This is a genomic window from Bradyrhizobium sp. BR 10261 (assembly GCF_019455395.1).
Lineage (GTDB): Bacteria > Pseudomonadota > Alphaproteobacteria > Rhizobiales > Xanthobacteraceae > Bradyrhizobium > Bradyrhizobium manausense.
Window position 1 is genome coordinate 17,824 of sequence record NZ_JACOFQ010000034.1, and the last position, 23,644, is coordinate 41,467.

Below are 23,644 nucleotides of genomic sequence, written 5' to 3' on the forward strand. Positions count from 1 at the left end.
CGGGTGCAAGGACCTCTCCGCGTGTCCCCAAAGCTTATGCGGGGAGCGCAAGTAGCCAGGGTTGCACTCGCTATCCGCTCAAAGCCACGCGACCCGCCGCGGTAATTCGGTATTCAGTTTCGCCGGATGTTTGGGGGATTGCGTCAACCAGGCCCAGTTCCACCAGGCGCGCGACGAGTTCGTGATCAAACAGTGGAGTGCTGATCCACGGTTCGGAAGACAGCTCCTTCAGGAACGTGCGCTCGATCTCAGTTAGATCCACGGTCGCCTCTCTGGAGACAACTCGACGCGCAAGACTGCCGTTCCGTGTTTGGGGATGAACCTATCAACTAGGACAGGAAGCACTTGCAAGCCCGATTACGACGAGAACTTGCCCGATGAGGGGGCAGTTAGGACAAGTGAGCTAGACGACACGCAGGCTGTATTCCCCCGGACGCCGAAGAGGATCGTCGTCGAAATTTCACAATTACCGTGGGCGGATCCCGCCGCGTCCGGCTGTCCTAAGTGCTGGAGGGGACCTTTAGTGACGGCGCGAACCGTTCCGAGAATGTTGCGGCCTTCGCGTCCCGCGCTGCAGAAAGGGCGGCCGAAATAAACGATGAAAATCCGAGCGTTCCTAGCCCTACAAGCACTGCGCCGAAAACGAGGACACGCATTAAACCCTCTTTCATGGGCGACAATCCTTCTGAGTATCGGATCGCATTGTTTCAACATCGCTTCTTTCGACAGGGAGGGGCGGTCGGATGAAACCGAACGTGAGCTTGATGAATGCTCAATCTGAAAGCAGCTCCCATCGAGACGCTTGGCGTTTGCGCATTGCAGCAAAACGCGCGCTCGGGCAACGCCGCGGCGGAAGCTAGGCCAACTGTCTGATTTATGAGGAGCCCGGGCATTTGAAATCACGGCGCCTGCGGCGGGCCGCTGCTCGTCTCCTTGCGGAAATGAGCGCTCTAGCGCCGTACCCAGTAATGACGCCGATGATGAATGCGGCCGCCACTATCAAAGATACAGACAACCGCTCCATACCAGCAACTCGCTACCAGGCTGCAGCGTTCCTCGTGGGCCACCTATGGGCCCAAACCCCGAGGGTTAGTGCAATACTCGTGCGGCCTCTGCGACGCGAACCTTCTCTCTAAGGTCCTCGAGCTCCTGAATCATCTTCAGGAGATCGGGCAAAAGGTGCGCCCGCTTCAGAATTCGAGCCTTTTGTCCCATCGCCATACGCCTCCATGGCAAGCTAACGCGAGCCACATCAAGGCGCACACAGGCAAATTTTCCGCTGCACAGAGAATTGCATTTTTAACGAACCGGCTGAACATGTCCGTCTGCCTGATAGCCCGGACCGAGATATATCGTCCGCGACGAGTTCGTGAAGGCGTCTGGTCGCGCGCTTTCCAGATTGGCACGACTGGCGACGAAGGCGGACGTTTTGATAACCTTCGAGCTCCATTCGCTGGCTCGGGTTGCGAGCTTCATCATGAAGGAGGCCGCAGAGCAGGGGTATTGTATCGAAGCCGAGGGGTCGAGTTGCTGATATCGTTCGTGGTCGAGCACCTTGTCGCCGCGCAGTACGATCGGGAGTGCAAGTCGAAGCCGCGGCGGCTTGGCAGGCAGACACATGAGGCGCCGGCCCAGATCACATAGAAACGCGGCCAGTGGCTGGCGGCACATGCCGGAATGCTGAGCGATGAATAGGGGCCCGCCAGGTTTGGCGGGCTGCTCTCTTGCCGCTCTCTCGGGCAACCCGTTTAATGGTTTCGATAGCTGGGAGGATCGCAATGCAAAAAATGATCACGGTGAGCGTTATGACTGTCGCGCTGGTCCTTTCAGCGTGTGGCAGAGAGCCTGGACCAAAGGGGGATCCGGGACCGCAGGGCCCAGCCGGCCCGCAGGGGGCCCAAGGTATTCAGGGTGTGCCGGGGCCACAGGGCCCTGCCGGCGCGCAAGGACCACAAGGACCGCAGGGGCCAAAAGGTGACAAGGGAGACAAGGGCGATCCGGCGGCGGTCAATATCCGAGCGGTACAGGTCGATGGCGCCGTCAATTGCGACAACGGAGAAACCCTTGTCTCAGTGTTTTGCCCCGGTGGTGGGAGCGCAGATGGCGCGAAGTGCGGCACTTCACCGACGATTGGTCTTTGCCTGAAAAAGTGAACTCGGAAGAAGGCCCGCCGGTTCACGTTGGCGGACCTATCATCTCATATTGGGACACGACGCCCTCCGGGTCGTGTTCGTCAAACCACGCCCGCGGCTTCCGCGGTGGCGAAAACTTTCAACTGCTTGCCCTAGGTGCTCCATAACTTGGGCCAGGTCGCGCATGTCAAACACCTCGTCCGCAGATTAGGCAGCGCATAAAGTGTTCGGACTCGCTTCGCACTGGCGGGCCAACGGATCGCCCTTCGCTCGTCATAGCTCGCGCTCCATGGCTGTCTCTTCATTGGCCGGGAGCTAACTGGTGCTTGTTAGCTCAAACTTGCCCATGATGGATTGGAGCGAGAGTTCAGGTTTTTCAAACGCTTAAAGGGCAGCGTGTGCACCATGTGTGCACCGAGAGGTCAAGAAAAATCTAAAGTGATCAAGTTTGGTGAGGCACATTCTTCCACGTGCCGGCGCGACTCGAGGCGTGAATCGTCTCAACGAGCGTTTGGATGCGCAGGCCAGCGCGGAAGTTGAATGGCTCCGGTTGACGTCCGGCGATAGCGTCAAGGTACCCTGCAGCTTCGATCGCTTTCAGGTCATTGAAGCCAAGCTGATGGCCCGGTGCGACGCAGAACAAGCCGTATGGCCGATGGTCCGGGCCCGCCTCGATCCGGCGGAATCCCTGACGGCCGCGGCGGTCATCGGTCGAGAAGAAATGCAACTCGTTGAATCGTTCCTGGCTGAAGGCGAGGGCGCCTCTGGTTCCATAGACTTCGAAATCGTGTTGCATCTTCCGCCCGGTCGCAATCCAATTCCCCTCGATCGAGCCGGAGGCACCGTTCGCGAAACGGAGGAAGGCTCGCCCGACATCGTCGACTTCGACGCGCTTGCGCCCGCCTTTGCCGTCGGGACGTTCCTTGATCATCGTCACGCAATCTCCCATGACCCCGGTGATCGGCCCGGCGGCCGGACCCACCAAGAACTCGGCCGTTGCCAACGCGTGGCTGCCAATGTCGGCCAGAGCGCCGCCACCAGCCGGATCATGCCGGAAGGTGAAGGGCCCAGCGCTGTCTGCCATGTAATCCTCGGCGTGGATTCCGCGGTAGCCGCGTAATTCGCCGAGTTCTCCGGCGGCGATCATGTCGCGCGCGAGTTGCAGCATCGGGTTACAAAGGTAATTGAAACCGACTTGTGTCTTTACACCGGCCGCTTCAGCGGCCTCGGCCATTTCGCGGCAGTCCGTCGCAAGCGGAGCCAGTGGCTTCTCGCAGTAGACATGTTTGCCACCGGCAATCGCAGCCAGGGCCATTTCCTTGTGGAGCGCGTTGGGCGTGGTGATGTTCACAACGTCGATGGCTGGGTCCACCACGAGCGAGCGCCAGTCCGAGGTCGCGCGCGCGAAGCCCAGGGCTGAGGCTGCTTTCGCTGCCGCCTCGTCGCTGATGTCCGCGATCGTATGCAGTTCCAGTTCGAAAGGCAGATCGAACACCCGCGCGGCTATGGAGTAAGCGAAAGCGTGCGCTTTGCCCATGAAGCCACTACCGATGAGACCGATGCGAAGCTTCGGTTTGGTCATGTTGGAATCCCTGATCACGATGAGGCCTGAGTTGAGGCGACTAGCGAAAAAGTCCAGGGCGTATGTCGTTGACGTTGCCGTCTTTAGCAATAGTTGTTGCTAAAAAATATGATTGTCAATATTTAATGCAGGAGGCTATGCTTCTCCCAAACTGTCGAGGGAGGACATCACATGACAGGCGCCACAATCCGACTCACCATGGCCCAGGCCGTGGTGCGATGGCTGACACAGCAGTTCACCGAGATCGAAGGTGTTCGCGTGCCCCTGTTCGCCGGCGTGTTCGGTATTTTTGGTCATGGGAACGTAACCTGCCTGTCCGAGGCGCTGGAGGCTGTGCAGGATCGTCTGCCCACATGGCGCGGGCAGAACGAGCAGTCGATGGCGTTGGCAGCCGTCGGTTTTGCCAAGGGCAAGCTTCGGCGGCAAATCATGGTCGCGACGTCGTCCATTGGTCCCGGCGCGCTGAACATGGTGACGGCAGCGGGAACAGCTCACGCAAATCGCTTGCCGCTTCTTCTCATAGCTGGCGATACGTTCACCAACCGGCTGCCGGATCCGGTTCTTCAGCAGGTCGAGCATTTTGGCGACCCGACCGTTACCGTAAACGACGCCTTCAAGGCGGTCACGCGCTACTGGGATCGGATCACCCATCCCGCGCAGATCATTTCTTCGCTTCCACAGGCGGTCGCCGCGATGCTCGATCCGGCTGACTGTGGCCCGGCCTTTCTCGCTCTGCCCCAGGACACACAGGAGGTGGCATTCGACTACCCCGAGGCCTTCTTCGAGTCTCGAACCTGGACCATTCCGCGAGCGCGTCCCGACCGTCAGAAACTCGCGGAGGCAGCCGCGCTGCTCAAGGCTGCGAAGAAGCCGATCCTCATCTCCGGCGGCGGTGTGCGCTACTCGCTGGCGGGAGATGCCGTCGCGGATTTCGCGGTCAAGCGTGGAATTCCTATTTTGGAGACGATCGCCGGCAAGGGCGCCGTGACCCACTATCACCCGGCCCATGCGGGCCCGATCGGAATTATCGGCTCAACCTCAGCGAACACGCTAGCAGCCGAAGCCGACGTGATCCTTGCGATCGGAACGCGTCTTCAGGATTTCACGACGGGTTCGTGGACCGCTTTCAGCCCGGGCGCGCGCTTCATCTCGATCAACGCGGCCAGGTTCGATGCGGTGAAGCATCGTGCGCTAGCGGTGGTAGGCGATGCGCGGGAGACGGTCGCAGAGCTGGATGGGGAGCTCGGCGCGTGGCGAGTCGACCCCGTCCACATGACGCGTGCCCAGATGCTCTTCAGAGAATGGGACGCACTGCTCGAGTCATTGCAGGCCGCCAGCAATGCTCCGGTACCGACCTACGCGCAGATAGTCCAGGCGGTGAACGCGTCCGCCGGCGAGAGAGATACCTTGATTTCGGCTGCCGGCGGTCTCCCGGGAGAAGTGACAAAGGGCTGGCGCGTCAAGGCGCCGAATACATTTGATCTCGAGTTCGGCTTCTCTTGCATGGGCTACGAGATCGCCGCCGGTTGGGGCCATGCAATGGCCAATTCCGGGCCAGGCGGGCTCGGCGGCACGCCCATCGTGATGGTCGGCGACGGCACCTATTTGATGATGAACTCGGACATCTACTCGACGGTTCTGAGCGGCCACAAGATGATCGTTGTGGTCTGTGACAATGGCGGGTTCGCAGTGATCAACCGGCTGCAACAATTCAAGGGCGTGCCAGGCTTCAACAATCTGTTGACCGATTGTCGGGTTCAGAATCGCGACAATCCTCCTCACGTTGATTTTGCCAAGCACGCCGAGTCGATGGGCGCGGCTGCACGGCGTTGCGAGAGCCTTGCCGACCTTGTTGCAGCGCTCGAATGGGCCAAAGGCAACGATCGCACCACGGTGCTTACGATCGCCTCGGATGCGTATTCGTGGGTTCCTGGCGACGCCGACTGGGACGTCGGCGTCCCCGAAGTATCCTCGCGCGAGGCGGTTCGAAGTGCGCGCAAGCAACAAGAAGCTATCCGCGCGAAGCAGCGCATCGGAGTGTGATGAGCCATGAAAGCGAAACTCGGAATCGCCCCCATTGCCTGGTGGAACGACGATCTTGCGGAGCTATCCGATGACGTGAGTCTGGAGGAGTGCTTGCGTCAGGCGAGGGTCGCCGGTTTCACGGGAATGGAAACCGGTCGGCGTTTCCCAATGAACATGACGGAACTCGGGCCGATACTCGCCCGGTTTGGGATTACCGTGTGCGGCGGCTGGTTCTCCGGCCTTCTGCTTGACGGCGACATCGAGCGAGAAAAGGACCGCATTCGCGCCCAGATGGACTTCTTCATTGCGGCGAAGGCGCCCTGCATCGTCTACGGCGAAACTGCGCGTTCGATTCAGGGCAATCGCTCCGCGCCGCTCGCGACCAAACCGAGGCTCTCGGACGAGGAGATGAAGGCCTATGGACGCAAGATGACGGCGTTCGCCGAGTGGTGCGCGGGGCAGGGAATGCCGATCGCCTACCATCACCACATGGCTGCAGCGATCGAGACCGAAGCTGAACTCGACCTGCTCATGGCGAATTCGGGAGAGGCGTTACCGCTGCTGTTCGATGCAGGCCACATGGCTTTTGCCGGCGGCAACCTCTTGCGTGTGATCGACAAGCATCATTCCCGCATCAGTCATGTGCATACCAAAGACGTCCGCAGCGGCGTCATTGAGAAACTCGACCGGATGCGGGAGAGTTTCCTCGACGCGGTGGTGAAAGGGGCGTTCACCGTGCCAGGCGATGGCTCGCTCGACTTTGTCGCGATCATCGCCCGTCTCGCGTCCTATGGCTACGAGGGGTGGTTCGTCGTCGAAGCGGAGCAGGACCCGAGGATCAGTCCGCCGTTGGAAATGGCCAGGAAAGGGCACGCGGAACTGATCCGCTTGATGGCGTCGGCCGGTTATGAGGTCGTGCCATGAACCGCATGGATCGGGTGTCGCCGCATTCCAGGAACCGCCGCGGTCTTGCCCTGGATTGGCGGGACAATATTGGCACGAGACTGGGTGTGGAGACGAAATGAGCATCGGGATAGGAATTATCGGAACAGGTGTGATGGGCGCCGAGCACGCTCGGATACTCCGACATGAGACCCCCGGTGCCCATCTTGCGGGGATTTTTGATGCGGACGTGGCTCGGGCGCAGGCAGTTGCCTCTGGAGCAACCGTCTTTTCGGATCCTCAATCGTTAATCGCATCGGATCAGATCGACGCGATCGTGATTGCATCTCCCGATTCGACACACGCGTCGCTAACACGCGCATGCATCGCGGCGGGCAAGCCGGTTCTCTGCGAAAAGCCGTTGGCGTCTTCAGCATCTGATGCCCTGGACGTGGTGCAGGCAGAAGTCGGTTTGGGACGTAGGCTCATTCAGGTCGGATACATGCGCCGGTTTGACCCTGGCTATCGGGAGATCAAGCGGGCCAAAGACGCCGGTCACTTGGGTAGGGCCGTGCTATTGCACAACGTGCACCGCAATGCTCGCGCGCCGGATTGGTTCAACGGCCCGATGGCCATCACGAATTCGTTTGTCCACGAGATCGACGTTAGTCGTTGGCTCCTGGGATCGGAGATGGTTTCTGCGCACGTAGAAGCGGGGCCGGGCGGCGAACCCCTCATGATCATGATGAAAACCGACAAGGACGAGATTGTTTCGACTGAGGTTTTCGTAAACGCCAGCTACGGCTATCACGTCCATGTCGAGTTGGTAGGTCGGCAAGGCACGATATCGCTGGCTCCGGCATCGCTGACGTTGCTGAACAGGGACCGAGCTGGTGGTCTTTCGTATCCGGACAATTGGGTGCCTAGGTTCGAAGAGGCATACCGCAGGCAGATGGCCGATTGGGTCAGCGCAGTGAAAACCGGTGCCTCAGTCGGAGCGAGCGCATGGGATGGCTATGTCGCCTCGGCCATTGCGGAGCAAGTCGCTGAGGCACTCGCCGGAGGGGGTGTGGCAACCCTGAAATATGGACCGCGTCCTCCGTTGTATGATTGATGGCGAGCGAACGCCGTTACCCGCTGGACCCGGGAGAGGAAACGATGATCAAGTATGCAGTTGTCGGCGCGGGCTGGATTTCGCAGCAAGCCTTCCTGCCAGGGGTTGCGCAGTCCGCAAACTCAAAGGTCAGCGCGATCGTGACGGGCGATCGAGACAAGGCCGCCCGTTTGGCGGATTTCTATGGTGTCGGCCGGATCGCCGACTATGACGGATACGATGCGCTTCTAAGAAGCTCTGAGATCGATGCAGTGTATATTGCTCTGCCCAACGACTTGCATGCAGACTACGCAATTCGGGCAGCTCGAGCCGGCAAGCACGTTTTGGTTGAGAAGCCGCTGGCCACAAGTGAAAAGGATGCTCTCGCCATGATCACCGCCGCGCGTGAAGCCGGCGTATTTCTGATGACGGCGTACAGGCTCCACAACGAACCCGGAACCGTCGCGGTTCTCGAGCACATTCGCAGCGGCGCGATCGGCCAACCGCTTTTCTTTCAATCGATTTTCAGCTTCCAGGCAGCGGCAGGCAACCACAGACTTAAAGCTGCGAGTTGGGGTGGCCCGCTCCAGGACGTCGGCGTCTACTGCGTCAATGCGGCTCGTCACATCTTTGCCGAGGAGCCGATCGAGGCAATGGCCATGGTCAACCGACCGATCGATGATCCGCGCTTTCGCGAAGTGGAAGCATCCGTCGCAGCCTTACTGCGTTTTCCTTCTGGCGGTCTGGCGCAATTCGTCGCCAGCTTCGGGGCCACTGCCGTAGACACTTATCGGGTCGTCGGAACGTCGGGCGATCTCGAACTCGACCCCGGCTTCAGGTTCGAGACTGCAACAAAACTGCGCTTGCGCCGCGACGGCGATGTCCGAGAAATCACCTTCCCGCAGATCGACCACTTTGGTGCCCAGGCGGAATACTTTTCAGATTGCATCGAGCGTGGAACGCCGCCGGAGGCTGATGGCGAGGAGGGCCTGGCGGATTTGCGCGCGCTGGTCGCAATTGAAAAAGCGGCCCTGACCGGACAGCCACAATCCATTGCATCACCTCCACGTGGCCGCCATCCAACGGCCGACATGGTGCGAAAGATCCCAGCAACCGATCGGCGACTTGTTTTGTGAGGCGCTGCGTGCCGTTCGGGCCTTGCCGGATGACGAAAGTCGAGAACGTGACTGAGCCACCGCAAGCCACCTCGAGTTGTGTTATTGATTAGTAACTGTTGGGATCCGCGGGTTGATGTCCTTCTGCAGTCTTGCTGCCAGCGCCACCGTCAAGGCCTGGGCAAGGCACATCGGAGCGGCAAGGGAACGTGAAAACGTGTATTCATGCTCGGGGACGGCGAACAGAACGCGGACACTCTTTGCCAGCGGAGACAGTGTGCTATCCGATATCGCGATGATCGGAATCCCCTTGCGCCCGGCTTCGTCCACGACATTGACGACCTCGTTGGCGTAGAACCGGAACGATACCGCGAAGAGCACGTCCTTCTTGCGGATCGTGCGCCCGATGTGTGTCGCGAGTCCGCCGCCTGCGTCGAGCAAAACGCAGCGCTTTCCCAGCATGGTCAATATGTAACGAAGGAATTCGACGACAGGCGCCGAACGCAATTGCCCGATCAGAAAAACGGAATCGGCCTTTTCAAGGAGGGTGACCGCGTCCGAGAGAGCTTTCGGCGAAATGTCCGCGAGCATGTCCTGAAGGGAGGCAATGTCCCGAACTACCAGGTCGCGCAGGAAACCAACTTCGCTACGATCGGCGCGGGCACCCAACTCGATGTCCAGAGCTTTGATGCGGGCCTCGAAACCCGGGGCGGCGGTTGACAGGCGCCGTTGAAATAAGGCCTGCAGCTCCTTGAAACCTTCATAGCCAAGTGACTGGGCGAAGCGCACGAAGCTTGAGGCGTGGATGCCGCAGCGATCGGCGATTGCGTTTACCGACAGGACCGCGACATCATTCGGGTTCTGGGTCAGATAAACGGCAATCTTTTGATAAGACTTGCTCATGTCATCATGGCGATCGTGGATGACACGGATCAATTCCTCATAGTCTTCCGGTGTCTTCACGCCCTGCATTTAATGTGCTCTCGTCACTGGTTTCATCGTGTGCGGATGCTGACAACTTCACTCTCGTTCGGAACGTTGTCCTCTCCAAAAATTCACAAGCGCCAGGGCGTCGGCATTTGGTCGAGTATCCAGCTGCACAGCCTGGCCGTTGACCGGACGGGTCAAGGACCAAAGAGACTCGCGCGCCCTCGCATCACCATCCCTGGCGGCGGAGCACATCATCGATAGCGCCGGCGAACAGTTATTGACACTTATGCATATCCGCAATAACTCTTGCAAGCAAATCGAACATTCGTCGGCATTCATTGCGGGCGTTCGCGACGCTGCGCCGTCCCAAGCGACATTCGACGACGGATACCGCGCGCTCATGCTCGCGGACGCAGCGGTCGAGTCCGGCAGGACCGGAAAGAAGGTCGGAGTTCGCAATATCGCGTGAACCTTGAGGTCCCTTTGGCGTCGAGCAGCAGCGACACGCCGAGCAGCGCTCAGGCCGACTCTTGGAGAACCCAAATGACTTCGATGCATGGAAAGATCGCGATTGTCACGGGCGGGACCCAGGGGCTCGGTGCCGCCATCGCCAAACTCTTCGCCGAGCGCGGCGCGCAGGGCATCGTCACGTGTGGTCGTGACGAGGCGAAGGGGCGAGCAAAGGCCGATGCAATCGCCACAGCCACGGGCGCAGCCGTGGTGTTTGTGCGCGCTGACCTGACGAAGACCGAGGATTGCGCCAGAGTCGTTGCTGAGGCGGACAGGGCCTTCGGGCGCGTCGACGCCTTGGTGAATGCTGCGGGTGATACGAGCCGCGGCACCATCATCGATACAAGCCCAGAATTATTTGACAAGATCTTCGCCGTCAACGCGCGTGCCCCGTTCTTTCTGATGCAGGACGCGATCAAGCTGATGCGCCGCGACAAAGTGCAGGGAACGATCGTCAACGTCTCTTCAATGTCGGCGATGGGTGGCCAGTCTTTCATTGCGGCATATTGCGCATCGAAAGGCGCGCTCGACACGCTGACGCGAAATACTGCCCATGCGCTGCTGCGCAACCGCATCCGTGTGAACGGTCTCAACATTGGTTGGATGGCCTCAGAAGGCGAGCTCAACACGCAGGAGGTCTACCATGGCCGGTCCGCGAGTTGGCTCGAAGAAGCCGCCGCGCGGCAGCCTTTCGGCCGATTGCTCGATCCCACCGAGGTGGCGCGCGCCGTCGCGTTCCTGTCCTGTGATGAGTCTGGGATGATGACGGGGGCCACGATCAACTTCGATCAAAGCATCTGGGGCGCCTATGATGCATCACGCACCCGGAAGCCCCGCTCTGAGAGGTTTCGAGGCCATTGGCTTTACTCTGCGACTAGCGGGCGACGGCATGGACGGCATCGCGCCAGGCAAGCTGGACGTGGTCTTCCTACACTCGCGATGTCCACGCATTCTGGCCAAGCCGCCATGAGCGTCCATGCAAGAGCCCTCGCCAGCATGTGAAATAGGTGTTGCAGGATTGCAGGCCATGCAATATTGATTGCAAAAAGAACGATGTGAAGCGGCCGGATAGAGCCGCCACCGCATGGAGGGAACGCGTGGCTTTGCTCGATGTGCGAAGCATCTCGAAGAGCTTCGGTGCTATTCGGGCGCTGTCCGATGTCAGCTTTTCGGTTGATGCGGGGGAAGTGGTCGGGCTGATGGGCGACAACGGCGCCGGCAAGTCGACCATGGTGAAGCTGATTGCCGGAAACTTCCCGCCGACCGAGGGCGCCATCGTCGTCGATGGCAAGGCATGCCATTTCCACAGGCCGATCGAGGCCCGGGCCGAGGGTATCGAAGTTGTATATCAGGAGCTCGCGCTCGCCGACAACCTCACGGCCGCGGAGAACGTCTTCCTCGGACGCGAAATCAAGAAGGGTTTCTGGCCGTTCCGCATCCTCGACAAGCAGTCGATGATCGGGCGCGCCGGCGAGCTCTTCGCGGAGCTCAAATCGGAAACGCGTCCCCGGGACCTCGTGAAGAAGATGTCGGGGGGGCAGCGCCAGGCTGTTGCGATTGCCCGAGCCCGGCTGTCTAATGCCAAGCTCGTCCTGATGGACGAGCCGACAGCCGCCATTTCCGTGCGACAGGTCGCCGAGGTGCTCGAACTTATCCGCCGGCTGAAGTCTCGCGGAGTATCGGTGATGCTGATCAGCCATCGCATGCCTGACGTGTTTTCCGTCTGCGACCGTATCATTGTGCTCCGGCGTGGCTCAAAGGTGGCCGACAAGGAAACCGCGACGACCTCGCCGGAGCAGATCACCGGCCTGATTACGGGGGCGATCCGTGAAGCCTAGTTCTGCCAAAGTGATAGAAGAAACACACGCCGCAATCAGTGATGTCGTCAGCATTCGCGAGCAGACCACCTTCCAGCGCCTGATGGCCAATCAGGCAATCTGGGTCGCAGCCGCACTCTTGGCTCTGGTGATCTTCATGACCTGGCTGGAGCCGAGCTTCGGCACCACGGACAACGTCACGAACATCACGCGCAACTTCGCTCCGCTTGCGATCATGAGCCTTGGCATGACTGTTGTCATCATCACGGGGGGCATCGATCTGTCTGTCGGCTCGGTGATGGGGCTCGTTGCCATTGTCACCGGGTTGCTGCTGACCTGGCATCATTCCTGGTATGTCGCCTTCGCAGCCGGACTCCTTGCGGGGCTGGCGTGTGGGGCCTTCAACGGCTTCTTCGTTGCCTATGTTGGCATGCCGTCCTTCGTCGTGACGCTCGGCATGCTGTCGATCGCGCGCTCGCTGGCCGTGGTGCTGTCCGGCAACCAGATGCTCTACCAGTTTGGTCCGGACGCGCCGATCGTCAGGGCGATCGGCCAGGCGAAGTGGCCGCTCCATGCGCCAGCTGGCTGGGCTCCACGCTGGATTCCCGAGCTCTCATCCCATTTTTGGGTGATGCTGATCCTTGCATTCATTCTTGGCGCCGTCTTCATATTCACGGCCTGGGCGCGCCACCTCTATGCGCTCGGCTCCAACGAAAACGCCGCGCGCCTGACCGGCGTGTCGGTCGACTGGATCAAGTTTCAAGCCTACCTGTTTTCGTCATTCACGGCTTCCATTGCTTCGCTGCTGCTCCTCGGCTACAGCGGCTCGGCCATCAACGCGATGGGCACCGGCTACGAGCTTCGTGTGATCGCCGGCACGGTCATCGGCGGCGCCAATCTGATGGGCGGCTATGGGACCGCCTTCGGTGCCGTGATCGGCTCGGCGTTCCTCGAGGTCATTCGCAACGCGCTTCTGATGGCCGGCATCGATTCGAACTGGCAAGGCGCGTTCGTTGGCATGTTCATCGTCATTGCCGTGCTGCTCGGCATGCAGACGAGCGGGACGTCGCTTCTTGCTGCGATCCGCGAGTGGATTGTTTGGAAGCGTAGTTAGAAATCCGATGGCAATCAGGTCGGAGACTTGGAGTCAACAAAAAGGGAGGAGAACGTGCATAAGCATTTATTGATGGCCGCCGTGGCGTTTTCAGCGCTGTTGGGAGGACAGGCCAGCGCACAGCAGAAGTTCACCTTTGCGCTCGTTCCCAAAAACATGAACAATCCGTTCTTCGATCAGGCGCGGGACGGCTGCAAGAAGGCGGAAGCCGAGTCCAAGGGCGCGTTCCAGTGCATGTATATCGGCCCCGGAGAGCATGGCGGCGGCGAGGAGCAGGTGCAGATCGTGCAGGACCTTGTGGCCAAGAAGGTGGACGGCATTGCCGTGGCACCGGCCAACGCGGCGGCGATGGCCGTTGCGCTGCAGGCCGCCAAGGGCGCCGGCATTCCCGTGTTGACCTGGGACTCCGACGTTCTCCCCGAGAACAAGGATCTGCGCCTTGCCTATATTGGCACCCACAACTACGAGATCGGCGTCAACATCGCCAAGATCGTGCAGACCATCAAGCCGAAGGGGGGCACGATCTGTATCCAGTCCGGCGGCGCAGCTGCAGCCAACCACAACGAGCGCATGAAGGGTATCCGTGACACGCTCTCAGGCAAGGAATCCGCCCAATCGCCCGGGGAGCGGCTGACCGGACAGAATGGCTGGAAGGAGATCGAGGGCTGCCCGCTTTACACCAACGATGATTTCCCTCTGTCGGTGCAGCAATTCCAGGACATTATGGCAAAGAACCCGAGCCTGGACGCGTTCACGCCGACGGGCGGTTTCCCGCAATTCGTGCCGGACGCTAATCGCGCTGCGGTCGCGCCCTTCAAGGACAAGATCGGCAAGAAGGACTTGGCGTTGGTGGTTGCCGATACGCTGCCGGTTCAGATCGATCAGATGAAGGAGGGGCTGTCGCTCGGCCAAGTCGGGCAGCGTCCGTTCGAGATGGGCTACAAGACCATGTTCGCTTTGAAGGACGTCAAGGAAGGCAAGGCTCCGCCTAAAGATCCGACCTATACGGGTCTTGACGTTTGCACTTCCAAGAACGTCGATACCTGCATCGCAAAGTAGTTTGGATGGACGGCAGCGGGCAAGGGAGCTGGCCCGCTGAGAAGTTCGTCGAAACTGGTTCCATTGTCGGAGACGGCGTAGCCAGAAACGTCGGCGCACGGGCTGGTCTAAGTGCCAGGCCCTGGCCGCACGTTTCCGGCTGCCGGCTCCCCGTATCACATGGACTCAGGCGCAGATATGGCGCCCGCCGGAACTTTGAGAGCAAAGCCGAATGGCCGAGGTAATCGACAACGATTGGCAGCGCTAGGCTTGGTTCGCGCAGCAGGCCACCGCGGTTTTGAACTCACTGTTTGCGAAGTCCATTTTGGCCAGTGATCGGATTCCGGACGAGCGCAAGTGATCCGATCGCCATGGGATCATCGAGATCGAAGTCGCCGGCATGACGATCCGATCCAAAATAGCGGCCAAAGTACGATACCGCGTTGAGATACGATCGTTGCGTCGCCGGCGACAGATTGCGGACAGTCATATTCTCCATCATGGGTCGGCGCAGAGGGCTGAGCTGGCCCATCGGCAAACCTCCTGTCTGAAGGAATTTGGCTCTGAAAATCCTCAATCCTCGCCAGCGGCTTCGTTCAATCTCCGCCGATCCCCGTCCGATTGGCTAACGTTCCGGGGCAGGGACGTTACTGCGACCATCGATCGGACTTCCGTCTGGCTTCGCAGCTCGTGTTCCAGGATCCTTATTCCTCGCTCGATCCGCGCATGCGCGTCGGCGAGATCGCCGCCCGAACCGTTGCGCCACGTGCCGAAATTGACGCCGGCCGAACGCGACAAGCGCGTCGAGACGATGCTGGAGGAGGTCGGGCTTGCCGGTTTCAGGGCGGCAAGATCGTTGAGCAGGGCTCGCGTGACGACGTGTTCGATTACCCTCGACGCGCAAAGGCGTCGCTTGCAAAAGAGGATGCCGATGCAGACGCTTTCCCCGGAATTTAAGCGGCATTCCTCTGATAACGAATCGTGAAAGCTACTTGGTGGCGTTCCGCGCGAGAAACGGCCACGGAACGTAGCAACCAAGCGCGTTCGATCGGGCGGGACGCAAGCGCAGCCTCTGCATTTCCTAGCTCAATCGGTTGCCGTTGGGAGGAAATAGACCGGTACCGAACCGAGTCTGGCTCTCACATGAACGGCATTGCAATGGCAACGAATATAAAGTAGTTAGGTTGTATACTTCAGTGATTACTACCGCAGGGACATGAGAAAAAGTCGAGTGGGAGTGGTTCGTGGATAGACCATTAACAATCAAGAAGTTGGTCTGTGCCGCAGCCACGGCTGCGACGGTTTTAGTCAGCGCCGGGGCTGCGCTCGCCGATCCGATCCGGGTGGCGATCGCCAATTTCGGGGAACATCCCGATCTCGCCGCGACGATCAAAGGATTCAAAATGGGCCTCGCCGAAAGCGGGTTCGCGGACGGAAAGGACGTCGTCTTCAACGAGAGCCATACCAACTTCGATCGCACCCTCCTGCCACAGATGCTCGCGAAACTACTCGCCGCAAAACCGCAGCTTCTCCTCACCGTCACCACACCGGTGTCGCAAACGGCGCAAGTCACGCTGAAGGACAAGAGAATTCCGCAGGTGTTCGCCGCTGTCACCGATCCGGTTTCTGCAGGCCTTGTTCCAGACTGGAAAAAAGGTGGGCCGGGGATCACTGGCGCCTCCGATTTGCAGAGCGGCGCCGCCGTGACGGAGCTTGCGCGCAAGGTGCTGCCGAACGTCAAAACCATCGGCGTTCCCTACAACCCCGGTGAGTCAAACGACGTGGCTGCCGTTAAATTCATGCAAGACGCAGCGGTCGCGGCGCATTTGCAATTCGCTTCGGTCGGCGTTGACAGCACCAACGATATTCCGCAACGCATCGCGTCGCTGAAGGGTAAAGCAGACATCATCTATGTGCCGGCCTCGAACCTGTTGCAGCCTGCGGCGCCTGCTATTGCGTCCGCGGCCCGCGAAGCTGGGATTCCGGTTCTGTCGCCTGACGATGCCTCGGTGAAGGAAGGTCTTGCCGTCGCGACGACATCCGTGAATTATCTGCAGGTCGGCGAGAATGCGGGCCGGATCGCCGCACAACTCTTGAAGGGAGCCGATCCCGCAACGATCGCTGTCAGCGTGCCGACGCTTGCGGAACACCAGACTTTCGCATCTAAGAAGGCTTTCAAATCCTTCAAAATGGACATTCCGGCGGCTCTGAAAGATTGCAATTGCTTCGTCGATTGAGATCACGAAGGCGGCCTGGAAAGGCGACCTTTTCATCATTGTGGAGCAGAGCGTGCTTTCGATCGTCGACGTTCGGAAAACGTTCAATCGTGGACAGTCGGCTGAGAAGATTGCACTCAACGGGCTGACTTTCAACCTCCAGCCCGGCGATTTCGTGGTCGTGATCGGATCGAATGGTGCCGGCAAAAGCACCATGCTAAACGCGGTCTCGGGCGCTCTGACGATCGATAGCGGCTCTATCCTGATCAACGGGCAGAACGTAACGGCCATGCCTGTGCACAAGCGCGCTCGTTATGTCGCACGCGTGTTTCAGGATCCGATGCGCGGGACGGCCGCAAGCATGACCATTGCAGAAAACATGCTGCTCGCGGAATTGCGAGATCAGACCCGCAAGATCAAGATCGCCCTGACGCAACAGCGGTTGCAAAACTACAGGGAGCGCCTATCGGTATTGGGCCTCGGCCTTGAAAATCGGCTCGGCTCACGGATGGATCTTCTGTCTGGCGGGCAAAGGCAATCCGTGTCTCTGGTTATGGCGGCCGGCGGCAAGCCCGACATCTTGCTGCTTGACGAGCATACTGCCGCTCTTGACCCGATCACTGCCAACCGCGTGATGTCGGCTACGGTCAAGGCGATCGCGGCATTTCGGATCACGACGTTGATGGTTACGCATAACCTGCAGTACGCCATCGACTACGGCAACCGGATCATCATGCTCGACGGCGGCAAGGTCCAGCTCGAAATTGAAAAGCGGCCGGAGCAAAAGCTGACTGTGTCCGACTTGATTCAGAAATTCTCCCGTCAAGACGATCGGCTGCTGCTGCGGAACTAAGACGATGATTGACTATATCGCCAATACATTCTCGACGTTCCTGCAGATCGTGCCGGCCACGCTCGCGCAAAGCCTTGTCTTAAGTTTTGTCGTTCTCGGCGTGATGATCCCGTTCCGTATGCTGCAATTTCCAGATTTGACCAGCGAGGGCGCCTATCCGTTGGGCGGATGCGTCTCTGCGGTGGCGCTGAATGTCGGCGTGCCGCCGATCCCGGCGATTCTCGTCGGTGCGGGCGCCGGTTTTCTCGCCGGCTGCAGTACTGCGCTGATCCATTTGCGGTTCAAGATTCACACGCTCCTGTCCGGCATCATCGTTACGACCATGCTGTACAGCATCAATTTGGCCGTCTTGGGCAAATCAAACCAGTCGGTCGCTAACGCGAATTCGATTTTCGAGGCCGCGGATGCGGTTGGGCTATCCGATACGCAGTTCAAAATTTGCGTCACCGCATGTTTGGCCATCGTCGTCACTCTCGCGCTCGTCTGGTATCTCAAGACAGAGAAAGGCATCGCCTTTCGCTCGGTCGGCGCCAATCCTGACATGGCCGAGGCGCAGGGGATCAGCGTCTGGTTCGCAACCGTCGGCGGCATCGGCGTGGCCGGGGCATTCTCCGGGTTCAGTGGCGCGTTGATGACGCAGTCGCAAGGGTTTTCCGACGTCAATATGGGCCTCGGGATTTTGATCAATGGCCTTGCGGCGCTGATCATCGGCGAGGCAATCGTCGGCCGCTCCAGTGTGCCGCGCCAGATCTTGGCGCCGTTCGTTGGCGCCATTGCCTATTATCTGCTCGTCTCGCTTTGTCTTTCCGCCAACATGCCGCCACCGAACCTGAAACTGGCGACCGGCCTGTTCGTGCTGATCATGCTCGCGCTTCCCACCTTGAAATTCGGTCGCGGCGCTGCACCCGCCCGCGAGGAAGTCCGCGAATAGAGGCCCAATATATTCGATTTCACAACTTCCAAGGCTCGCGGCGATGCGCCGCCATTGTGCTCACGCCGCCCCAAGATCGTCCCGGGCGAAGGCGGTGGCGATGAGGGCGGAGACGACGCGCCGTCCGCTCTTGCCGCCATGCCCCGGCGAGTTGTGTGTTTTGGGGTGGGGTCTCGACCCGAATCGGCTAGCTGATAAGGCCTCATCGATGCGATCACTAGCAATGAACCGAAAGCAGGGTGCTGACTTCCTGCCGTTCATTTCACCGCATATTTGTGTTTTGAAATCGGAAGATAAGCTCACGCTGGATGCTCTCGGGGCAACCTATCGATATGCCGGTCGTGCCGCCAGACTGATGCGGCCGCTTCTATCGCAGTTGCGAGGTCAGGTCGATGCTCAAGGGCTGGGCCGAGGATACAAGAACTGCGCCGACAGTGGTCGATGCGGCTCACGGCATGGTCCGCTTGCTCTGTGAATGTTTTTGACGGAATATATTCGTACTACCGATCGCCCGAGCAAAGATCCCGCGTCCGTCACGAGCGTGAGAGATAGGTAAGACCCCGGCTGGATTCGAGTCCGGCCTGCGCGGGCCTGGCGAGTCGTTCGCGCAAGCAGGCGATGTTGCTGATCTCTCGGGAGCTGGCGAAGGGATCGTGGGTTGCGGACATTGATAGCCTGACGTCGCTCCTTGGGGGAGCGCAGGGCCATGCAGTTTTCCGACTCACGCTTTAGCCGTCAGCTTGCATTGCGCCAGCGCGCTCGACGCGAGGCGACGGAGACCGCGTCGAGAAAGCGGTCGATATCCTCCTCACTGGTGTAGGCGTGAGGTGCGACGCGATTGACGGCCTCGAGGCCTCGTGCCTCGAGATCCGCCCGCGCATAGTCGCGATCGACCACCGCCGCCGCGATGTTAGCTTCGGCGAGATTATCGTTCAGCGCGGCCGGCGCGAGAGCGTCGGTCGTGAATGTGAGGAACGCGGATTCGGTCGCGTCGTCTTCGAACACGGTCACGCCCGGAATGGCCGTCAGCCCCGCATGGACACGGACGAGGCGCGTGCGGATCAGGTCACGAATATTCTCAATCCCGTGCCGCAGCACGTGCGTGATGGCCGAACCCAGCCCGAGCCTGCCGGCGACCGAAAATTCGTAGGTTTCGAAGCGTCGCGCATCGGCGCGCGTGGCGTAGCTGTCGATCGCTGTCCAGCTCGAACCGACTTGGCTCAAAACGGGAGGATCGCCGAGCCGCTCCAGGGCGCGATCCGAGAGCACCATGATGGCCTCGCCGCGAGGACCGCGCAGCCATTTCCGGCTTGGCGCGACCAGCAGGTCGGCGCCCGTATTCGCCATCCCGACGGGAAATTGTCCAACTGCCTGGGCGCCGTCGACAAGGACTAGGCATCCCTCCGGCCGCGGCAGCGCGGCGAGGAGCTCCACGGGTTGCCTCACGCCAAATCCGCTCGCCGCCACCGGAAGGCAGATCGCGACAGTCCGCTCATCGATCAGATCGGCAACACGGTTCACGTCAATTCGGCCGGTCCGCTCGTCGACCGGCATGACATCGATCGTGATGGCGTCGGCCAGACGCCGCTTCATCAGATTGAGGACATTGCCGGCCCATTCCGATCGCGCGACCAGGACGCGTGAACGCCGCTTCACCGGCATGGCCAGGAACGCCATGGCCCACATCGTGCCGGCGCTGCCGCCGAATGCAACATTGTGCGGGCGGCATTGCAGGAGTTCGGCGGCGGCGGCACGGACGCCATGGAGGTCATCCCGTGCCCGCGCGGCTGCCCAGTGCGGGCCGACGCTTGCTTCCTCGGCGAGGTGACGCATGACCGTCTCGGTCACGATGCGTGGCGGCAGTCCGGCGCCGGCCGCGTTCAGATGAACAACCGTTGCAGCGCCGGGCGTGTCGGCGCGAAATGCGGCTGCGTCGAAATGCTCGCGGGAAGGGGCGATACGCATGGGTCGTTTCTCTCCTTGGTGTCGTTCCGGCGAATCATTTGCGACCGCCGCCGGAGTGATGAGATCGAAATCGTCATCGGCTCCGGGTTATTGTTCGAGCATGGTCTCCGCGCAGACGCCCGGAGCGCCTGTTGCGAGGGAAAACCGCCGCGTGCGTCTCCGGATCATGATGGGAATCTCATTGGCGCAATATCTTGGACAGGAAAATGCGTGCGCGCTCGGTCGAAGGTTGTGCGAAGAAGACGGAGCTCGGGGCATCCTCGAGGATGCGTCCGCCGTCCATGAACACGACACGATCGGCAACATGGCGCGCAAACCCCATCTCGTGGGTCACGACCATCATGGTCATGCCGTCGCGCGCGAGTTCGGTCATGACGTCGAGCACATCCTTGATCATTTCGGGGTCGAGCGCCGATGTCGGTTCGTCGAACAACATCGCGATCGGATCCATGGCCAGTGCGCGCGCTATGGCGACCCGCTGCTGCTGGCCGCCCGAGAGCTGGGCCGGATGGCAACCGGCCTTGTCGCCCAGGCCGACACGGCGAAGCAGCGCCATGCCCTTTTCACTGGCCTCGATCTTCGACCGGCGCAGCACCTTGACCTGAGCCAGCGTGATGTTCTCGAGCACCGACAAATGCGGATAGAGCTCGAAGTGCTGGAAGACCATGCCGATCCGGCTTCTGAGCCGGGTGAGGTCCGTGTTGCGGTCGCCGACGGACACGCCATCGACCACGATCGACCCGCTCTGGAAGGTCTCGAGACCGTTGACGCATTTCAGCAGGGTTGACTTGCCCGAACCCGACGGTCCGCAGACGACGACGGCTTCGCCTTTCCGAATGCTCATGGAACAGTCGTTCAGGACTTCCAGCGCTCCATAGCTCTTCGAAATCCGCGTAATCTCGATGGTTGCGGGCCGCTCGACGGATGCGGGTGCGATCGGGGACGCCTTACGGACGGCGGAGATGGTCATGGACTTACCGACTGCCTGTTGAGGAGCTGGACCGATTGGGAGGCGACGAAGCAGAGCGTGAAGTAGATGGCAACGGCGAACAGATAGAACTCGACCAGATGTCCTTCCCGGTTCGCCGTCACGGAGACCGCCGTCATGAAGTCGTGCAGGCCGACGACATAGACGAGCGAGGTGTCCTGAAACAACGCGATGCTCTGCGAACACAGGATAGGCAGCATCTTCCGGACCGCCTGCGGCAGGATCACAAAGCGATAGGCTTGCAGCGGGCCCAGCCCGGATGCGAGGGCGGCCGCAAGCTGCTGCTTCGGCACGCTCTGGATGCCGGCGCGTATGATCTCGGCATAATAGGCGGCCTCGAAAATGACGAAAGCGACCAGCGCCGATGTGAACGCGCCGATCGCACGGCCGATCAGCAGCGGCACCAGGAGATAGAACCAGAAGATCACCATGATCAGGGGCACGGAGCGCAACCCGTTGACATAGCAGGCCGCCAGGGCGGCGATCGGTCTTGGTCCGGCGATGCGCATCACGGCGAGGAGGGTGCCGAGCAGCCCGCCGCCGGCCATCGCAAACAGCAACAGGCCGAAGCTCGTCAGCAGGCCGTCCCAGAGAAACGGCGCCACGGCCTTGAGGAGATCGGGATCGAAATCGCTCATGGATCAGGCCCGCGCCATCAAACCGGGAATCGCAACCAGCCGCTCGACGGCGCGCAGCACGAGGATCACCGCGGTCGTCAGGACGACATAGGTCAGCGTCGCGGCGGTGAACGCCTCGATGCCGTGAAACGTTGCGCTTTCGATCTGGCGGCTCTGACCGGTGAGCTCGAGCAGGCCGATCGTCAGCGCGAGCGAGGAATTCTTGATCACGTTGAGAAATTCGGACGTCAGCGGCGGCAGGACATTTCGCGCGGCGATCGGCAGCAGGATGTAACGATAGCTCTGCGCAAGGGTCAGGCCGCTGGCCGCCGCGGCCAGCACCTGGCCGCGCCCGATCGCCTGGATGCCGGCGCGAGTCTGCTCGGCAACCCGCGCCGCCGTGAACAGGCCGAGGCCGATGACGGCGGTCCAGTATTCCGGCAGCGGCAGCTCGCGCTTGATCCAGTTGCCGATCGGAGCCGGCAGCAGTTCCGGGAGCACGAAATACCAGACGAACAATTGCAGCAGCAGCGGGATGTTGCGGAAGGTTTCGACATAGGCTGTGCCGAGCGTTCGCGCCGCACGGTTGGGCAAAGTCCGGAGCACACCGACCGTGACCCCGACGGCGAGGGCCAGCACCCAGGCCGCGCCCGCAACCAGCAGGGTCCATCCCAGCCCTGCCAGCAGCCAGCCGAGATAGGGGTCCGAGACCAGCACGCTCCAGTCCCAGCGATAGGTCATTGCGGCAGAGCCTGGATCGCGAAGGCCGTCTTGAGCTCGGGTTCGATCTCGATGCCGAGCGGGCCGAACCATTTCGCGTAGAGCTTCTCGGCCTCGGCCGAGCGGAACGCATCGGCGAAGGCGCGCTTCACCAGCAGGGCGAATTCCAGGTCTCCGCGCTGCATCATGGCCGAATAGGGATCGTAAGTAAGCAGACGCCCGATCACCTTGAGCGCTCCCTTCGGCTGCCCCTTTGTCGCGGCGTAGACCTTGATCTGACCGCCATCGGCCGCAAAACCGTCCACCCGGCCGCTGGCCACGAGCAGCGCACCTTCGCCGAGATCCTTGGCATAGACGAGCTCGATGCCGAGCTTCTCGGTATCGTTCAGCATCCGCAGGGACTGCTCGTTGCTCGATCCTTGAAGCACGGCAACCCGCTTGCCCTTGAGATCTTCGACTTCCCTGGCGCCGTTGTCGGTCTTGACCAGGACCTGCGTGCCCGTGATGTAGAAGATCGGCGAGAATTCCACCTGCTCCTGCCGCGACAGGGTGTTGGTGGTCGTCCCGCATTCCAGGTCGATGGTGCCGTTGGCGACCAGCGCAATGCGGTTCGTGGTGTTGATCGGCACATATTTGACCTCGAGGCTCGGCATCTCGAGCCGGGCCTTCACGGCCTCGACCGCCTTCATGCAGAGGTCGATCGAGTAGCCCTCGACCTTCTGGTCACGGTCGATGAACGAGTAGGGGGCGGACGCTTCGCGATGCCCGATGGTGATTGCATTGCGCGCAGCGATCCGTTTCAGGATCGGACTTTCGCCGGGGCCGGAGGCCCGGGCCGGGGCCGCCAAGGCGATCGCGCCCAACAGGCCGGCAATAGAGCAGCACCAAAAGCTTCGCCTTTGCATGAAGGTCTCCTCAAGATGATGGCCGCACGTCCCCGCTCACCGCGGCGGCAGCACGGCCGGCGGCTATCGGGAAGTCCCAAGAGATGTCCCAGATGAGGTCAACACCCGGTCCGGTCGAAATCGACAGCACCGGGATCAAGGGGAGACTAACCGTGGCATTGCGGCTCGGCCAATGCCGATCGCTCGGTCTGCGATGCGAAATTCGCATGAT

Annotated in this window: 19 protein-coding genes and 2 pseudogenes; 11 read left to right on the forward strand and 10 right to left on the reverse strand. The window is 60.7% G+C overall.

Features of this window, described 5'->3' with window-relative positions; genetic code table 11:
- Window positions 1-70: 70 nt before the first annotated feature.
- The gene (locus HYH07_RS30235; protein WP_220005891.1) at window positions 71-262 is read right to left on the reverse strand and encodes a hypothetical protein; all 192 of its coding nucleotides are present in this window, start codon (window positions 260-262) and stop codon (window positions 71-73) included.
- Window positions 263-2,574: 2,312 nt separating this feature from the next.
- The gene (locus HYH07_RS30240; protein WP_220005892.1) at window positions 2,575-3,714 is read right to left on the reverse strand and encodes a Gfo/Idh/MocA family protein; all 1,140 of its coding nucleotides are present in this window, start codon (window positions 3,712-3,714) and stop codon (window positions 2,575-2,577) included.
- A gap of 171 nt (window positions 3,715-3,885) precedes the next feature.
- Between HYH07_RS30240 and iolD the strand changes: the two genes are divergently transcribed.
- The 4 genes from iolD to HYH07_RS30260 all read left to right on the forward strand — a co-directional run bounded on the left by iolD (window position 3,886) and on the right by HYH07_RS30260 (window position 8,850).
- Window positions 3,886-5,757 (forward strand): 3D-(3,5/4)-trihydroxycyclohexane-1,2-dione acylhydrolase (decyclizing), encoded by a 1,872-nt coding sequence (gene iolD / locus HYH07_RS30245; protein ID WP_220005893.1) that lies wholly within the window; start codon window positions 3,886-3,888, stop codon window positions 5,755-5,757.
- A gap of 6 nt (window positions 5,758-5,763) precedes the next feature.
- A complete protein-coding gene (gene iolE, locus HYH07_RS30250; RefSeq protein ID WP_220005894.1) occupies window positions 5,764-6,663 on the forward strand; it encodes a myo-inosose-2 dehydratase in 900 nt (299 codons plus the stop codon).
- Window positions 6,664-6,760: 97 nt separating this feature from the next.
- Window positions 6,761-7,735 (forward strand): Gfo/Idh/MocA family protein, encoded by a 975-nt coding sequence (locus HYH07_RS30255; protein WP_220005895.1) that lies wholly within the window; start codon window positions 6,761-6,763, stop codon window positions 7,733-7,735.
- Between the two features lie 44 nt (window positions 7,736-7,779).
- Entirely contained in the window at window positions 7,780-8,850 is a 1,071-nt protein-coding gene (locus HYH07_RS30260) for a Gfo/Idh/MocA family protein (RefSeq protein WP_220005896.1), read from the forward strand.
- Between the two features lie 81 nt (window positions 8,851-8,931).
- Here HYH07_RS30260 and HYH07_RS30265 read toward each other — a convergent pair whose 3' ends face one another.
- Window positions 8,932-9,801: a MurR/RpiR family transcriptional regulator gene (locus HYH07_RS30265; protein WP_220005897.1), complete on the reverse strand. Its 870-nt coding sequence runs from the start codon at window positions 9,799-9,801 to the stop codon at window positions 8,932-8,934.
- A 501-nt stretch (window positions 9,802-10,302) separates the two neighbouring features.
- Between HYH07_RS30265 and HYH07_RS30270 the strand changes: the two are divergent.
- The 4 genes and pseudogenes from HYH07_RS30270 (at window position 10,303) to HYH07_RS30285 (ending at window position 14,259) form a co-directional block, all read left to right on the forward strand.
- Window positions 10,303-11,111, forward strand: a pseudogene (locus tag HYH07_RS30270) (SDR family oxidoreductase).
- Window positions 11,112-11,366: 255 nt separating this feature from the next.
- Window positions 11,367-12,107 carry an ATP-binding cassette domain-containing protein gene (locus tag HYH07_RS30275; RefSeq protein ID WP_220005942.1) on the forward strand — a complete coding sequence of 247 codons (741 nt, stop codon included), beginning with the start codon at window positions 11,367-11,369 and terminating at the stop codon, window positions 12,105-12,107.
- 10 nt (window positions 12,108-12,117) lie between these two features.
- On the forward strand, window positions 12,118-13,200 hold the full coding sequence (locus HYH07_RS30280) for an ABC transporter permease (RefSeq protein ID WP_312016705.1): 1,083 nt from the start codon (window positions 12,118-12,120) through the stop codon (window positions 13,198-13,200).
- Between the two features lie 54 nt (window positions 13,201-13,254).
- Window positions 13,255-14,259: a substrate-binding domain-containing protein gene (locus HYH07_RS30285; RefSeq protein WP_057740290.1), complete on the forward strand. Its 1,005-nt coding sequence runs from the start codon at window positions 13,255-13,257 to the stop codon at window positions 14,257-14,259.
- A 391-nt stretch (window positions 14,260-14,650) separates the two neighbouring features.
- On the opposite strand, the pseudogene HYH07_RS30290 reads toward HYH07_RS30285, so the two are convergent.
- Together HYH07_RS30290 and HYH07_RS30295 are read right to left on the reverse strand one after the other, a co-directional pair.
- Window positions 14,651-14,770 (reverse strand): annotated as a pseudogene (locus HYH07_RS30290) (transposase); the annotation flags it as partial.
- A 41-nt stretch (window positions 14,771-14,811) separates the two neighbouring features.
- Window positions 14,812-15,276: a hypothetical protein gene (locus HYH07_RS30295; RefSeq protein ID WP_220005898.1), complete on the reverse strand. Its 465-nt coding sequence runs from the start codon at window positions 15,274-15,276 to the stop codon at window positions 14,812-14,814.
- A 206-nt stretch (window positions 15,277-15,482) separates the two neighbouring features.
- Here HYH07_RS30295 and HYH07_RS30300 point away from each other — a divergent pair, with 206 nt between their 5' ends.
- From HYH07_RS30300 to HYH07_RS30310, 3 genes are read left to right on the forward strand one after another with little or no spacing between them, the layout of a single operon-like run.
- The gene (locus HYH07_RS30300) at window positions 15,483-16,475 is read left to right on the forward strand and encodes an ABC transporter substrate-binding protein (protein ID WP_312016706.1); all 993 of its coding nucleotides are present in this window, start codon (window positions 15,483-15,485) and stop codon (window positions 16,473-16,475) included.
- A gap of 52 nt (window positions 16,476-16,527) precedes the next feature.
- On the forward strand, window positions 16,528-17,307 hold the full coding sequence (locus HYH07_RS30305) for an ABC transporter ATP-binding protein (protein WP_220005899.1): 780 nt from the start codon (window positions 16,528-16,530) through the stop codon (window positions 17,305-17,307).
- Between the two features lie 7 nt (window positions 17,308-17,314).
- Window positions 17,315-18,238 (forward strand): ABC transporter permease, encoded by a 924-nt coding sequence (locus tag HYH07_RS30310; protein ID WP_220005945.1) that lies wholly within the window; start codon window positions 17,315-17,317, stop codon window positions 18,236-18,238.
- A gap of 735 nt (window positions 18,239-18,973) precedes the next feature.
- Here the strand turns inward: HYH07_RS30310 and HYH07_RS30315 are convergent.
- From HYH07_RS30315 to HYH07_RS30335, 5 genes are all read right to left on the reverse strand, one after another.
- Window positions 18,974-20,203: an aminotransferase class V-fold PLP-dependent enzyme gene (locus HYH07_RS30315; protein ID WP_220005900.1), complete on the reverse strand. Its 1,230-nt coding sequence runs from the start codon at window positions 20,201-20,203 to the stop codon at window positions 18,974-18,976.
- Between the two features lie 178 nt (window positions 20,204-20,381).
- Entirely contained in the window at window positions 20,382-21,173 is a 792-nt protein-coding gene (locus HYH07_RS30320; RefSeq protein WP_220005901.1) for an amino acid ABC transporter ATP-binding protein, read from the reverse strand.
- A complete protein-coding gene (locus HYH07_RS30325; RefSeq protein WP_220005902.1) occupies window positions 21,170-21,829 on the reverse strand; it encodes an amino acid ABC transporter permease in 660 nt (219 codons plus the stop codon). Before HYH07_RS30325 ends, HYH07_RS30320 begins: the two co-directional genes overlap by 4 nt.
- Before the next feature lie 3 nt (window positions 21,830-21,832).
- The gene (locus HYH07_RS30330; RefSeq protein WP_220005903.1) at window positions 21,833-22,549 is read right to left on the reverse strand and encodes an amino acid ABC transporter permease; all 717 of its coding nucleotides are present in this window, start codon (window positions 22,547-22,549) and stop codon (window positions 21,833-21,835) included.
- Entirely contained in the window at window positions 22,546-23,433 is an 888-nt protein-coding gene (locus HYH07_RS30335; RefSeq protein ID WP_220005904.1) for an amino acid ABC transporter substrate-binding protein, read from the reverse strand. The genes HYH07_RS30330 and HYH07_RS30335 overlap by 4 nt, the downstream gene beginning before the upstream one ends.
- Window positions 23,434-23,644: the final 211 nt, after the last annotated feature.

Excerpts from the sequence above, each read along its gene's own strand:
- HYH07_RS30240 (WP_220005892.1), bottom strand. The coding sequence starts at position 3,714 with ATGACCAAACCGAAGCTTCGCATCGGTCTCATCGGTAGTGGCTTCATG.
- iolD (WP_220005893.1), top strand. The coding sequence starts at position 3,886 with ATGACAGGCGCCACAATCCGACTCACCATGGCCCAGGCCGTGGTGCGA.
- iolE (WP_220005894.1), top strand. The coding sequence starts at position 5,764 with ATGAAAGCGAAACTCGGAATCGCCCCCATTGCCTGGTGGAACGACGAT.
- HYH07_RS30255 (WP_220005895.1), top strand. The coding sequence starts at position 6,761 with ATGAGCATCGGGATAGGAATTATCGGAACAGGTGTGATGGGCGCCGAG.
- HYH07_RS30260 (WP_220005896.1), top strand. The coding sequence starts at position 7,780 with ATGATCAAGTATGCAGTTGTCGGCGCGGGCTGGATTTCGCAGCAAGCC.
- HYH07_RS30265 (WP_220005897.1), bottom strand. The coding sequence starts at position 9,801 with ATGCAGGGCGTGAAGACACCGGAAGACTATGAGGAATTGATCCGTGTC.
- HYH07_RS30315 (WP_220005900.1), bottom strand. The coding sequence starts at position 20,203 with ATGCGTATCGCCCCTTCCCGCGAGCATTTCGACGCAGCCGCATTTCGC.
- HYH07_RS30320 (WP_220005901.1), bottom strand. The coding sequence starts at position 21,173 with ATGACCATCTCCGCCGTCCGTAAGGCGTCCCCGATCGCACCCGCATCC.
- HYH07_RS30325 (WP_220005902.1), bottom strand. The coding sequence starts at position 21,829 with ATGAGCGATTTCGATCCCGATCTCCTCAAGGCCGTGGCGCCGTTTCTC.
- HYH07_RS30330 (WP_220005903.1), bottom strand. The coding sequence starts at position 22,549 with ATGACCTATCGCTGGGACTGGAGCGTGCTGGTCTCGGACCCCTATCTC.
- HYH07_RS30335 (WP_220005904.1), bottom strand. The coding sequence starts at position 23,433 with ATGCAAAGGCGAAGCTTTTGGTGCTGCTCTATTGCCGGCCTGTTGGGC.